The sequence below is a fragment of the Pseudarthrobacter sp. S6 genome (assembly GCF_050156575.1).
Classification (GTDB): Bacteria; Actinomycetota; Actinomycetes; order Actinomycetales; family Micrococcaceae; genus Arthrobacter.
On the sequence record NZ_CP189581.1, the window covers coordinates 3,693,492 to 3,705,627 of the forward strand.

At 65.3% G+C, this 12,136-nt stretch carries 11 protein-coding genes and 1 tRNA gene; 7 read left to right on the top strand and 5 right to left on the bottom strand.

Annotation, left to right across the window (positions count from 1 at the left end):
• Window positions 1-29 precede the first annotated feature (29 nt).
• Window positions 30-488 carry a type II 3-dehydroquinate dehydratase gene (gene aroQ / locus ACQCS0_RS17700; RefSeq protein WP_354154574.1) on the top strand — a complete coding sequence of 153 codons (459 nt, stop codon included), beginning with the start codon at window positions 30-32 and terminating at the stop codon, window positions 486-488.
• Between the two features lie 30 nt (window positions 489-518).
• Here aroQ and ACQCS0_RS17705 read toward each other — a convergent pair whose 3' ends face one another.
• Entirely contained in the window at window positions 519-1,703 is a 1,185-nt protein-coding gene (locus ACQCS0_RS17705; protein WP_354154573.1) for a MarP family serine protease, read from the bottom strand.
• A gap of 264 nt (window positions 1,704-1,967) precedes the next feature.
• On the opposite strand from ACQCS0_RS17705, the gene ACQCS0_RS17710 reads away from it, so the two are divergent.
• Complete coding sequence (locus tag ACQCS0_RS17710; protein ID WP_011693220.1) at window positions 1,968-2,645, top strand: Crp/Fnr family transcriptional regulator; 678 nt, start codon at window positions 1,968-1,970, stop codon at window positions 2,643-2,645.
• Window positions 2,646-2,801: 156 nt separating this feature from the next.
• Here the strand turns inward: ACQCS0_RS17710 and ACQCS0_RS17715 are convergent, their stop codons facing one another.
• From ACQCS0_RS17715 to ACQCS0_RS17725, 3 genes are read right to left on the bottom strand one after another with little or no spacing between them, the layout of a single operon-like run.
• Window positions 2,802-3,713, bottom strand: a complete 912-nt coding sequence (locus ACQCS0_RS17715) for an NUDIX hydrolase (protein ID WP_354154571.1) — start codon at window positions 3,711-3,713, stop codon at window positions 2,802-2,804.
• Between the two features lie 17 nt (window positions 3,714-3,730).
• The gene (locus tag ACQCS0_RS17720; protein ID WP_354154570.1) at window positions 3,731-4,288 is read right to left on the bottom strand and encodes a RidA family protein; all 558 of its coding nucleotides are present in this window, start codon (window positions 4,286-4,288) and stop codon (window positions 3,731-3,733) included.
• 2 nt (window positions 4,289-4,290) lie between these two features.
• Entirely contained in the window at window positions 4,291-4,446 is a 156-nt protein-coding gene (locus tag ACQCS0_RS17725; RefSeq protein ID WP_099093395.1) for a DUF4177 domain-containing protein, read from the bottom strand.
• A gap of 37 nt (window positions 4,447-4,483) precedes the next feature.
• Between ACQCS0_RS17725 and ACQCS0_RS17730 the strand changes: the two genes are divergently transcribed.
• From ACQCS0_RS17730 to ACQCS0_RS17750, 5 genes are all read left to right on the top strand, one after another.
• Window positions 4,484-6,760 carry a transglycosylase domain-containing protein gene (locus ACQCS0_RS17730; RefSeq protein ID WP_354154569.1) on the top strand — a complete coding sequence of 759 codons (2,277 nt, stop codon included), beginning with the start codon at window positions 4,484-4,486 and terminating at the stop codon, window positions 6,758-6,760.
• Between the two features lie 6 nt (window positions 6,761-6,766).
• Window positions 6,767-7,714 (top strand): metallophosphoesterase, encoded by a 948-nt coding sequence (locus ACQCS0_RS17735; RefSeq protein WP_354154568.1) that lies wholly within the window; start codon window positions 6,767-6,769, stop codon window positions 7,712-7,714.
• A 153-nt stretch (window positions 7,715-7,867) separates the two neighbouring features.
• The gene (locus ACQCS0_RS17740; RefSeq protein ID WP_354154567.1) at window positions 7,868-9,676 is read left to right on the top strand and encodes an ABC transporter ATP-binding protein; all 1,809 of its coding nucleotides are present in this window, start codon (window positions 7,868-7,870) and stop codon (window positions 9,674-9,676) included.
• On the top strand, window positions 9,673-11,586 hold the full coding sequence (locus ACQCS0_RS17745; protein WP_354222430.1) for an ABC transporter ATP-binding protein: 1,914 nt from the start codon (window positions 9,673-9,675) through the stop codon (window positions 11,584-11,586). Before ACQCS0_RS17740 ends, ACQCS0_RS17745 begins: the two co-directional genes overlap by 4 nt.
• Before the next feature lie 104 nt (window positions 11,587-11,690).
• A tRNA-Pro gene (locus tag ACQCS0_RS17750) sits at window positions 11,691-11,767 on the top strand.
• Between the two features lie 148 nt (window positions 11,768-11,915).
• Here ACQCS0_RS17750 and ACQCS0_RS17755 read toward each other — a convergent pair.
• Complete coding sequence (locus ACQCS0_RS17755; protein WP_141141605.1) at window positions 11,916-12,128, bottom strand: hypothetical protein; 213 nt, start codon at window positions 12,126-12,128, stop codon at window positions 11,916-11,918.
• Window positions 12,129-12,136: the final 8 nt, after the last annotated feature.

The following is a 12,136-nucleotide window of genomic DNA, read 5'->3' on the forward strand; positions in this document are numbered from 1 at the left end:
AGGCCATCCCAGGCGCTAGATTTGCATCCATGACTGAAGCCACCACCGCTGCCGGACGCGGCACCATCCTTGTGATCAACGGCCCCAACCTCAATCTGTTGGGCACCCGTGAGCCGGAGAAGTACGGTACCTCCACCCTCGCGGACGTGGAGCAACTGGCAGCCAGCACGGCGCAGGCCCACGGTTTCAACGTGGAATGCGTCCAGTCCAACCATGAGGGTGTGCTTCTGGACGTCATCCACGCAGCCCGTGGCACCGCCGTCGGGATTGTGCTTAACGCCGGCGCCTTCACCCACACGTCCGTGGCCCTGCGCGACGCCCTGGCGGCAGTGCAGCTGCCCGCAGTCGAGGTCCACATCACCAACGTGCACCAGCGTGAGGACTTCAGGCACCACTCGTTCCTGTCCCCGGTCTGCGCCGCGGTGATCGTGGGCGCCGGGGTCTTCGGCTACAAGCTGGCCATCGACTACCTCGCCGAAACGCTGTAGCTGGGCGCCGGCTGGCTCAGTCCGCCATGGCTATTTCTGGATGCACTGCCCGGAGGAGACGGGTGCGCTGAGGCTTGCGGCCTGGGACGCGACCGGGAACAGGTCATCTATGGTGATGGCGAATCCCATTTCGGTGCCTGAGGTTGCCTTGGCGAAAATGACGCCGGCCACCAGTCCCTCCATGGTCAGCAGCGGCCCGCCCGAGTTACCAGGCTGGACATCGCCGGCCAGGCGATAGATCGCCGAGGGGGCAGGGTTTTCGCCGTAGATATCAGGGACCAGAACTGACGTAATGTCCTGAACCGTGGCGGGTTTGGACTGGAACGGACCGCCGTGCGGATACCCCGCGAAGGCGGCCGGGCTGCCGTTCGGAAGGTCGGACGTCAATGTGAGCGGCTCCGAAGGCAACCCGTCCACGGCCAGGACGGCGAGGTCGTGCCGGGTGTCGAAGTACACCACCCGGCCGGGCATCGCGCCGCCGTCGGGAATTTCAACCACCGGCTGCGACACGCCCGCCACAACATGGGCGTTGGTCACAACCCGGCCCGGGGAAACCACAAAACCGGTGCCGGTCTGGTTCTGCCCGCATTGGTAGGCGGTTCCGGCAATTTTCAGGACTGACCGCGCGGCCAGGTTCAGCGCCGGCGTATCGGTACTGGCATTGGGCACCGCCACTGGCTGCCCCTGGTCCAGACCTTCCAGCAGCGTGGGAATTCCGTTGCCGATCACAGTGGACCGCAGCTGCGCCATGGTGGTCTTCAACGGAACAGGCGTCAGCCCGTCGATGTACCGGATGACTTTGGACTCGGCCAGTTGCTGCGACACTAACGGAACGCCCAGGGCGCTGATGCTGAAGGCGAGCATGGACATCACCAGGGCCGAAACCACGACGTTGACGGCCCCGCCCACCAGCCGGTCCACCGCGCGCAGCGGCTTGATCCGCACGGCGCCGCGGATTGTGCGCCCGATCATGGTCCCGAGGCCGTGGCCCAGGGCCATGAGTACGACGGCGGCGGCCACGATCGCGGTCAGCCTCCAGCCGGAGTCATCCACGAAGCCGCTGACCAGTGGAACGGCAAAGAATGCGGCCACAGCGCCCGCGGCGAAGCCTGCGATACCGCCGAGCGTGACCAGGAAGCCGTTGCGCAGGCCATAGATCAGGTAAGACAGCAGGGCAAGGATCAGCGCCAGGTCCAGAACGGTCAAACCAAACACTGACGCTCCTCTAATACGGTTGAGCCCCAATTCTAGTGGGGCAAGCTGACATTGTTCTGCGGGCGCCAGTCGCCCGCCCCTGCGGGCCGGGTTCGCCCCACGTTCGGTCGTAAAAATCACACCCCCGGCGGGGCCGGACACCGGATCGTGCCCGCATTAGTCACTGTCAGCGGCGTTTCCGCTGCCAAGTACGTCACAGAAGCTTGAAAATTCTGAAACAATGGCAAAAGCGCCACAGCCGACACTTTTTATTCAGGAGATTTCATGGACATCGAGGTACTGCGCCGAGCACCCTTATTTGCCACGCTCGACGACGAAGCATTCCGCCTGCTGACGGACGAGCTGACCGAGGTGGACCTCTCCCGCGGTGCCTCGGTATTCCGCGAGGGCGACCAGGGCGACCAGCTCTACTTCATCGTCTCCGGCAAGGTGAAGCTGGGCCGCACGTCCCCCGATGGCAGGGAGTCCCTGCTCGCCATCCTGGGCCCGGGTGAATTGTTCGGCGAAATGGCACTCTTTGACCCCAGCCCGCGCACGGCCACGGCGACGGCAGTCTCCGAAACCCGCCTCGCGGGCCTGAAGAACGAAAGCCTCAACGCCCTGCTGCGGACGCGCCCCGAGGTTTCGGCGCAGCTGCTGCAGGCTCTGGCCCGCCGCCTGCGCCGCACCAACGATTCGCTCTCGGACCTGGTGTTCTCCGACGTCCCCGGCCGCGTGGCCAAGGCCCTGCTGGATCTGGCCGATCGCTTCGGCCGCCCCGCAACGGACGGCGTCCTGGTAGCCCACGAGCTCACGCAGGAAGAACTGGCCCAGCTGGTAGGCGCCTCCCGCGAGACTGTCAACAAGGCTCTGGCAGAGTTCGTCCAGCGCGGCTGGCTCCGCCTCGAAGCCCGCGCCGTAGTGATCCTGGACATGCAGCGCCTGCGCCAGCGCTCCCGCTAAACGTTCAAAAGTTCCGCATGAAGAAGGCCGGCCCGAAGAATCGGAGCCGGCCTTCTGCGTTGGTGCCGAAAGCGGATCGGAAATGGGGATCCGGCAGCGTGCGCCAGAGCGACGAAGGAGCAGCACGCAGAGGATTTCCGTTTTCGGTCCGCGGAGCTAGCGCTCGCGCTGCGGGTCCCCGGCTACGGTTTGGGCGGCCTCGACTTCGAGCATCAGCGTGCCCTCTTCGTCGACGAGCCGCGCCTGATACACGTGGGGTTTGCGCTTGTAGCTGAGGTAGGCGATGCAGCCGTTCGCAGCGGCCATCTTCTCGAGCATGATCTCCGAGCCCGGCACCAGGAGCTGGCCAAGCGTGAGGCCCACGGTGTTCTCCTGGCCTGCTTCATCGCCCAGTGCGTTGGTGCTGCGCGCGGCGATGGCCTGTGTGGCGCACACCCAGCGGCCCCAGACGCCTTTGCTCTGCAGCAGGCTGGGCTGCTGGTTCATGGGGACTGTGGCGGCGAAATAGCGGGTGTCGAAGCGGCGGTGCGCGAAGTCGGGGCTGCGCCAGTTGACAAGCGGCTTCAGGAGGTCGGTCCGCAGCGAGAGTCCCCGCTTGGCGAGCACCTCCGTGAAGGTCTTCTCCTGGTCGGCGACCGCCACGCGTGCACGCATCCAGTCGTGGGTTGAGGTGCCTTCAACCGTGGTGGACATGTCCGGCCCGGCGAGCAGCACGCCGGTTTCCTCAAACAGTTCTCGGATGGCGCCCACCACGTGGCGGCGCGCCAGCCCGACGTCGTTCGTCCCCATCTGCTCGGCCCAATGCTGGGGTGAGGGGCCCAGCCAGCCGACGGCGTCGTCGTCGGACGCCTCCAGGGAACCTCCGGGGAAGGCTAGGACGCCTAACGGCGAGGAGCCGGGCCGGTAACCCAGCCACGTCTCCAGGCCGGTGGGCGAGTCACGCAGCAGCACCACAGAGGATGCGTAGCGGGCGGCGCGCGGGGTCCGCTCGCCGTGTTCGAGCCAGCTTTGGGCGGCCCCTTCAAGATCCGGAGGAAGGGCAAACAAGCGTCGGGCGAGGTGCGGCAATTGAGTGAACCGGGTCCTTAGCTGAATTCAGCGATCAGTTCGACCTCTACGGGAGAGTCGAGCGGAAGGACCGACACGCCGACGGCGGAGCGGGCGTGCCTGCCTGCGTCACCGAAGACCTGGCCGAGGAGCTCGGACGCACCGTTGATGACGCCGGGCTGTCCGGTGAAGGCCGGATCAGAGGACACGAAGCCCACCACCTTGACGATGCGGGTGATGCGGTCCAGATCGCCGATGACGCTCTTAATGGCCGCCAGCGCGTTGATGGCGCAGACGGCGGCGTAGGCCTTGGCGTCCTCAGGGGACACGGTGGGCTCATCAGAGTGGCCTTCCGTGCCGGTGGAGACTTTGCCGGTTGCCTCGAGTTTGCCATTAATAAACGGCAGCTGGCCGGAGGTGTAAACATGGCTGCCGGTGATGACGGCCGGGACGTAGGCTGCTACGGGCGCGGCCACCTCGGGGAGGGTCAGTCCCAACTCGGCGAGGCGCTGCTCGACGGCGGAAACCGGCGCTGATTCAGACGCGTTTTCCGGCGTGGGTAAAGGGCCGGACGTGGTCTCTGCGGGGGTGCTCATGGCTACTGCTTCTCCCTCTTCAGGTAGGCAACCAGGCCGTTGCCGTCCGGTCCGGTGATTACCTGGACGAGCTCCCAGCCGTCCTCTCCCCACTGATCCAGGATCTGCTTGGTGGCGTGAATAATGAGCGGAATCGTGGCGTACTCCCATTTGGTCATGAAAGAAAGACTAGTCGTTGCCGGTAAAGTGGAAAACATGGTGACTCGTAAGAACCCCATTTTCGACACGGCCACTACCCTCGGAAAGATCTTTGGCTTCCTTGGTGTGAGCGCAATTTGTGGTGTCCTGGTGGCGGGCCTGCTTGTCCCGGCCGCCGCTGTTTCTGGCAGCGCGGCAAGCGGCTCCATCGAGTTCTTCGATACCCTCCCGGCAGAGCTGCAGGTGGACCCGCCCAGCCAGTCCACCCGGATCCTCGCCTCGGACGGCAGCCTGATCGCGAACCTGTATGAGGAAAACCGGACCAAGGTTGCCCTCGACCAGATCTCGCCGTTCATGAAAAAAGCCATCATCGCTGTCGAGGACAGCCGGTTCTACGAGCATGGCGGTGTGGACACCACCGGCATCCTCCGCGCCATGGTCAGCACAGCCCGTGGCAACAAACAGGGTGCCTCCACCATCACCCAGCAGTACGTGAACAACGTGCTCAACGCCAACCTCGCCGCCGAGGGAAACACCGCGGACATCAAGCTCAACGGTGTTAACAAGGGCGTCGGAGATAAGCTTCGCGAAATGAAGCTCGCGATCGCCCTGGAGAAGGAATTCTCCAAGGAGCAGATCCTCGAGGGTTACCTCAACATCGTCTTCTTCAACCGCGACGCCTACGGCATCGAGGCCGCGTCCAAATTCTTCTTCAGCACCACGGCTAAGGATCTGACCCTCCCGCAGGCAGCACTCCTTGCAGGCCTCGTGAACAGCCCGTCGGCCTTCGACCCGATCACCAACCCGGAGAACGCCAAGGAGCGTCGCGACCTGGTGCTTGGCCTGATGCTGAACCAGGAAAAGATCACCCAGGCCGATCACGACGCCGCCGTGGCCACCCCGGTTGAGCCGAAGGTCACGCCGGCGCGCCAAGGCTGCGCCTACGCCTCCACGGCACCCTATTTCTGCGACTATGTGCTTCACCTGCTGCTGAACAACCCGGCCTACGGTGCGACCCCCGAGGAGCGCGTCAATAGCATCTTCCGTGGCGGCCTGACCATCACCACCACGCTGGACGTCAACGCGCAGAAGGTTGCCCAAGCTGAGTCAGACGCGGCTGCCGGCGCCAACCCGGACAACTGGGGCGCGTCCATAGTCTCTGTACAGCCCAACACCGGCAAGATCCTGAACATGGCGCAGAACACCTCATTCCTGCCAACGGAGGGGAAGTTCAACCAGACGCAGAACTTCAACGTGGACAAACGGGACAAGGACGGCAACGACCTCAACGGCCTGGGCGGATTCCAGCCCGGCTCCACCATGAAGCCCTTCACGTTCGCCGAATGGCTGAACGAGGGCAAGTCCATGAACACCAACGTCAACGCCGCCACCCGCACGTACCCGCAGAACTTCCCCTGGAAGAACACCTGCCCGGAACCCACAGTGGGCTGGTACGACGCCAGGATTCCCGGCAGCTTCGACCTGCAGAACTCCGACGACGGCTACTACCGGAACATGACCGTCCTGTACGGCCTGCAGAACTCGATCAACACGGCCACCTTCGCCTCCGCGGCGCAGGTTGACCTCTGCGGCATCCAGAAGATCGTGGATGCGGTCGGAATCCACGGTGGCCTGCCGGTGGGTGACAACTTCCATCCGCCGGTCAAGATGACCACTTTGGCCAACCTGATCGGCTCAACGCAGACGGCCCCGCTCACGATGGCCTCCGCGTTTGCCACATTCGCCAACGACGGCAAGTACTGCGAGCCCATCGCCATCACCTCTGTCTCGGACCAGACCGGCGCGCAGCTCCCGGCCCAGGCCACGAGCTGCCGCGATGCCGTCAAACCGGAGGTCGCCCGGGGCGTGGCATATGCCATGCAGAAGGTACTTGATGAGGGTTCAGGATCGCTCATCAAGCCGCGGCTCTCCACCAAAACCAACTTCCCGGTGGCGGCCAAGACCGGCACCAACGACACCAACGGCTCCACCTGGGTGGTCGGTTACACCACCGGTGTGGCCACCGCAGCGTGGTTCGGTGACCCGCTGGGTGACCAGCTCCGGCCCGGCCGGAACCTGACGGTCAACGGACAGTTCTACAAGGCGATCGACGGTTACATGATCGCCGGGCCCATGTTCTCCAAGTACATGGCCCAGGTCGCTCCAGCGTACGGCACCAATGCGTTCACGGCGCCGCCCACCAACATGGTGAACGGAACGCCTGTTCGGACCACTCCGTCACCTCAGGCCACCGCGCCCGCCCCGGCCCCGGAGCCGTCTGCCCCGCCGACACCGAACCCCGCACCGGGCAACAGCGACAAGAGCAAGGGCTAGCCACTCATGGCAGTCAGCCCAACGTTGGCCAGCCGCGTCCGGAACATCGGGCGCGGCTTTGCCGTCACCGCCGGCGCGGGAACTGCAGCGGGCCTCGCAGCCTTCGGATACGGGCTGTGGGAGAAAAACCAGTTTGTCCTGCGCGAGGAGACGCTGCCCATCCTGCCCGCAGGCCACGAGCCCTTCCGCGTCCTGCATCTGAGCGACATCCACTTCGTCCCGGGCCAGGACACCAAGGCACGCTGGCTGGAGTCGCTGGCGTCGCTGGAGCCGGACCTGGTGGTCAACACCGGGGACAACCTCAGCCACGTCAAAGCCGTGGAACCGCTGCTCAAGGCGCTGCGGCCGCTCCTGGAATTTCCCGGCGTTTTCGTCCCCGGCTCCAATGACTACTACGGCCCGAGCTTCAAAAACCCCGCCTCCTACCTGCTGGGCCCATCCAAAGCCAAGCCCAAAGCCATCGAGCTGGACTGGCCGCGGCTGCGGTCCGGCTTCGGCATGGGCGGCTGGGTGGATCTCACCAACAGGCACCAATCCGTGGTGTTGAAAAGGATCCGGTTCGACTTTTCCGGCGTGGACGATCCGCACCTGGGCCGGGAACGCTACGCGGGCTGGCCCCGCGGCACCCGGGACCAAGACCAGAACGCTCACCTTCGGGTTGCGGTCATCCATGCCCCCTACCAGCGGGTCCTGGACCATTTCACGCGGGACGGCGCTGACCTGCTGCTGGCGGGCCACACCCATGGCGGGCAGCTCTGCGTTCCCGGCTACGGCGCCCTGACAGCCAACTGCGACCTCCCCACGTGGCGGGCGAAGGGACTCAACAACTGGGAAAGCAACGGACGCACGACGCCGGTCAACGTCTCCGGCGGCATCGGCACCTCCCGGTTCGCTCCCATCCGCATCGCCTGCAAACCCGAGGCTGTCCTGCTGACGCTGACCTCCGCCGAATAACCCCGTTGCTCTATCACTTCGAGTCGCTAACGGGCTCGAATGGCAACCGGAAGTGATAGAGCAACCGGGGGCGGGCGTGTGAATGGTCTCACGCCATGGCATAGGGTAGTTGCTAAGGGAAACTACATTCGATTTAGAGCTTGAGAAGCGGGCATGGCCAAGCAGACCTCATTTTTCAGATCCATCAGCCGCCTTTATCCTCACGTGAGGCCGATCATCCCCCGGCTGGTGATGGGCCTCCTCTGCGCACTCCTGGCCAGCGTCGTGGCGCTCACCATCCCGCAGGTGCTGCGGGTCCTCGTCAATGAGTCCCTCACACCCGGTGGCGCGTCGGACGCCGTCTGGACTGCCGCCGTCGTCATCCTTGTCCTGGGTATCGCGGAAGCGGGACTCGTGGCCCTCCGCCGGCAGTTTGTGATTAACCCCGCCACCACTGTTGAAACCCGGATGCGGGTCTCGCTCTACGGGCACCTGCAGGACCTGACCGTGTCCTTCCACGACCGCTGGGGCTCCGGCCAACTGCTGTCACGCGCCATGACGGACCTGAACTTCCTGCGTCGCTGGATGGCGTTCGGTGCCATCATGCTGGTGGTCACCACGCTCACGGTGGTCATCGGCATTGTGGTCATGTTCTCCATGAGCTGGCAGCTGGCCCTGATCTTCCTGGCCGCGGCGGCGCCCATCATGGCCTACGGTTTCCGGTTCCGGACCCGCTTCAGCAAGGTGGCACGCCGGAGCCAGGACCAGGCCGGCGACCTCGCCACCACGGTGGAGGAATCCGTCCACGGCATCCGCGTCCTGAAGGCCTTCGGCCGCAGCCGCGAAGCCCTGGAGAACTTCAACGAGCAGGCCGAGGAACTCCGCCAGACCGAGATCGTGAAGGCGAAGCACCAGGCGACGTTCACCATGGTAGTCACCCTGCTGCCGGAACTCGCGCTCGGCGCCGGGCTGGTGGTGGGCGTGATGCTCTGCGCCAGTGGCCAGCTAAGCATCGGCGCGCTGGTGGCGTTCTTCGCCACCGCCGCCGTCATCGCGACGCCCGTGGAATTCTCCGGCATGCTGCTGGCCATGGCACTCACCGCCAAATCCGCCGTCGACCGCCACTTCGAGGTCATGGATTCGGTCAACACCATCACCAGTCCCCCGGAGCCGCGCACCCCCTCGCTGCTGTTGGGCGCACTCAGCTTCAACAACGCCACATTCGCGTTCGAGGACGCACCGGACAAACCCATCCTCACGAACATCAACCTGGACGTCCGGCCGGGCGAAACCATGGCACTGGTGGGCATCACGGGCAGCGGCAAGAGCGCTCTGATCCAGCTGGTCCCGCGCCTCTACGACGTCACCGATGGCTCCATCACCATTGACCGTGTGGACCTGCGCGAGTTCGACGTCGACGGGCTCCGGCGCGTGGTCGGCGTCGCGTTCGAGGACACCACGTTGTTCTCCAGTTCCGTCCGCGACAACGTGCTCCTCGGGGCACCGGACCGCAGCGAGGAAGCCCTGGACGAAGCCCTGGATGTGGCGCAGGCCCACTTCGCATACTCGCTGCCGGAGGGCGTGGACACCCTCATCGGCGAGGAGGGTCTGAGCCTCTCCGGCGGGCAGCGGCAGCGGATTGCCCTGGCACGGGCCATCGCGGCGCGGCCCCGGGTCCTGGTGCTGGACGACCCGCTGTCCGCCCTGGACGTGCACACCGAGGAGCTTGTGGAAATCCGGCTCCGCGCGGTCCTGAAGGACACCACAACGCTGATCGTCGCGCACCGCCCGTCCACCGTGGCGCTGGCCGACCGGGTGGCGCTGCTCAAGGACGGCCGGATCGCGGCCGTCGGAACCCACACCGAACTGCTGGCGCACAACCCCCACTACCGCTATGTCATCGCCAGCCTGGGCCAGGAACCCCGGGACCTGGACTCGGAGCTGTCCGAGCTTGAGGACGAGTCAAAGGACAGCATCCGATGAGCAACGCAACCTTCGGCACCGCCAACGAGGACAACACGCACCTCAGCAAGGCGGACAGCAAAACAGTACGACGGCGGTCGCTCGCCCTTTTGGCCGCACTGATCCGGCCGGTGCGGCTCAGGTTCTGGCTGACCATCGCCACGGTGGTCCTGTCCCAGGCCGCGCGCGTGGCCGGGCCGGCCCTGATCGCTTTCGGCATCGACCACGCGCTCCCGTCACTGCAGGCAGGCGACAACCTCCCGCTGGTGTTCACCGGCGTCGCCTACCTGCTCGCGGCTATCGCGACGGCGGGACTCACCGCCCTCTACGTCACCTCCACCGCGCGGCTCAGCCAGGCCATGCTGCTGGACCTGCGCGTCCGGGTCTTCCGGCACACCCAGCGCCTGAGCCTGGAATTCCACGAAAAGTACACGTCCGGCCGGATCATCGCCCGGCAGACCTCGGACCTGGAGGCGCTGCGGGAACTCCTCGATTCCGGTGTCAGCTCCCTCGCCTCGGGCCTGCTGTTTATGGTCTTCACGGCGGTCACGGTATTTGCGCTGGACTGGCGCAGTGGGCTGATCGTGCTGGCCGCGGGCGTCCCCATGTACTTCCTGTCTCGCTGGTACCAGAAGCACTCCCAGATCGTGTTCCGTGAGTCCCGGGTAGTTTCCGCCCGGCTCATTGTGCACTTTGTGGAAACCATGACCGGGATTCGGGCGGTGAAGGCCTTCCGCAAGGAGACCGAGAACGCCCGGAAGTACGGCCAGTTGTCCGAGGACTACCGGCTGGTTACCGTGCGCTCCATCAACCTCAACGGCATCTTCCAGCCCGGCCTGGTGCTGATCGGCAACGTCTGCGTGGCCGTGGTGCTCCTGTTCGGCGGGTTCCGCGTCCTTGGCGGGGACCTCGCCGTGGGCGTGCTGCTGGCGTTGATGCTTTCCACCAAGCGCTTTTTCCAGCCAGTGGACCAGATGGCCATGTTCTACAACTCGTTCCAGAGTGCCCAGGCGGCCCTGGAGAAGGTCTCCGGCCTGCTGGAAGAGGTTCCCACGGTCCGGCCGCCCAAGAACCCCGTGGCGCTCCGCGATGCCCGGGGCACCATCGACTTCAAGGGTGTGGAGTTCGGCTACGGCGACGGCCCGGTCATCATTCCCACCATGGACCTGCACATCCCCGCCGGCCAGACCGTGGCCCTGGTGGGGCAGACCGGTGCTGGAAAATCAACGTTGGCCAAGCTGATCGCCCGCTTCTACGACGTCTCCTGCGGTTCCCTGACCCTGGACGGCGTGGACCTGCGCAGCCTGACCACCACGGACCTGCGCCGGAACATCGTGATGGTCACCCAGGAGGCGTTCCTGTTCAGCGGGTCCGTGGCGGACAACATTGCCCTGGGCCGGCCGGAGGCAACCCGGGCGGAAATCGAGGACGCTGCCCGGGCCGTGGGCGCCCATGACTTCATTACCGATCTCCCCGAAGGCTATGACACGGATGTCAATAAGCGCGGCGGCCGGGTGTCCTCCGGTCAACGGCAGTTGATCAGCTTCGCCCGGGCGTTCCTTGCCCGGCCGGCGGTGCTGATCCTGGACGAGGCCACCTCGTCCCTGGACATCCCCTCCGAGCGGCTCGTCCAGAGCGGCTTGGCTCGCCTTCTGCGGGCAACGTCCGACGCCGGCACTACGTTGGGTGCGCCGGGTTCGTCTAGTGCGGTCCCCGCAGCTGCGGGCTCTGCGGTTGCTGGATCCGCTGCTGCCGGCGGTGGCCGGACAGCACTGATCATCGCGCACCGCCTCTCCACCGTTGAAACAGCCGACCGTGTCCTGGTGGTCCACGACGGCCGCGTGGTCGAGGATGGGACGCCTGCAGACCTCATCGGTGCCGGCGGACGCTTCGCAGACCTCCACGGCGCTTGGAAGGACTCCCTGGTCTGACCCGCGCGGTCGGGCTTTTCCAGCGTCGGGATGTCCCAGCGGCCGCCGATTTCGCATCCGGGCCTGGCGTCGGCTATCCTTGTAAAGTTGCTTTTGCAGCGGATCGGGATGTGGCGCAGCTTGGTAGCGCGCGTCGTTCGGGACGACGAGGTCGCAGGTTCAAATCCTGTCATCCCGACCAATAGAAAGAGGGTCTCCCCAAAGGGAGGCCCTCTTTTGCATCTCCCGGCTGTCACGTACCGGACAGCGAGCGGTCAAGTGCCATGACAAAGAAATAGCCCCGGGGCATGATGACCATGCCCCGGGGCCGCGCCTCCTGAGAGGATTTCTTACATCGGGTCGGGCCAGTTGCCCACGTACGTAGTGTAGGTCGTGCCGGTCTTGTCCTTAACGGGCTTGGACATGGGATCGGGCCAGTTGCCAACGGCTACGGATACGCCGGTGGTGTCGGCGATGGAACCTGCCGACAGGACAGCCGGGGCCGCCGCAGAAAATGCCAAGGCCGCAGCGAGTACGCCAGCGGCCGCAATCTTCTTCAACATATAAGTTC

Coding starts and splice junctions, on each gene's coding strand:
- ACQCS0_RS17730 (WP_354154569.1), top strand. CDS start 4,484: ATGGTGACTCGTAAGAACCCCATTTTCGACACGGCCACTACCCTCGGA.
- ACQCS0_RS17720 (WP_354154570.1), bottom strand. CDS start 4,288: ATGAGCACCCCCGCAGAGACCACGTCCGGCCCTTTACCCACGCCGGAA.
- ACQCS0_RS17735 (WP_354154568.1), top strand. CDS start 6,767: ATGGCAGTCAGCCCAACGTTGGCCAGCCGCGTCCGGAACATCGGGCGC.
- aroQ (WP_354154574.1), top strand. CDS start 30: ATGACTGAAGCCACCACCGCTGCCGGACGCGGCACCATCCTTGTGATC.
- ACQCS0_RS17740 (WP_354154567.1), top strand. CDS start 7,868: ATGGCCAAGCAGACCTCATTTTTCAGATCCATCAGCCGCCTTTATCCT.
- ACQCS0_RS17745 (WP_354222430.1), top strand. CDS start 9,673: ATGAGCAACGCAACCTTCGGCACCGCCAACGAGGACAACACGCACCTC.
- ACQCS0_RS17755 (WP_141141605.1), bottom strand. CDS start 12,128: ATGTTGAAGAAGATTGCGGCCGCTGGCGTACTCGCTGCGGCCTTGGCA.
- ACQCS0_RS17725 (WP_099093395.1), bottom strand. CDS start 4,446: ATGACCAAATGGGAGTACGCCACGATTCCGCTCATTATTCACGCCACC.
- ACQCS0_RS17710 (WP_011693220.1), top strand. CDS start 1,968: ATGGACATCGAGGTACTGCGCCGAGCACCCTTATTTGCCACGCTCGAC.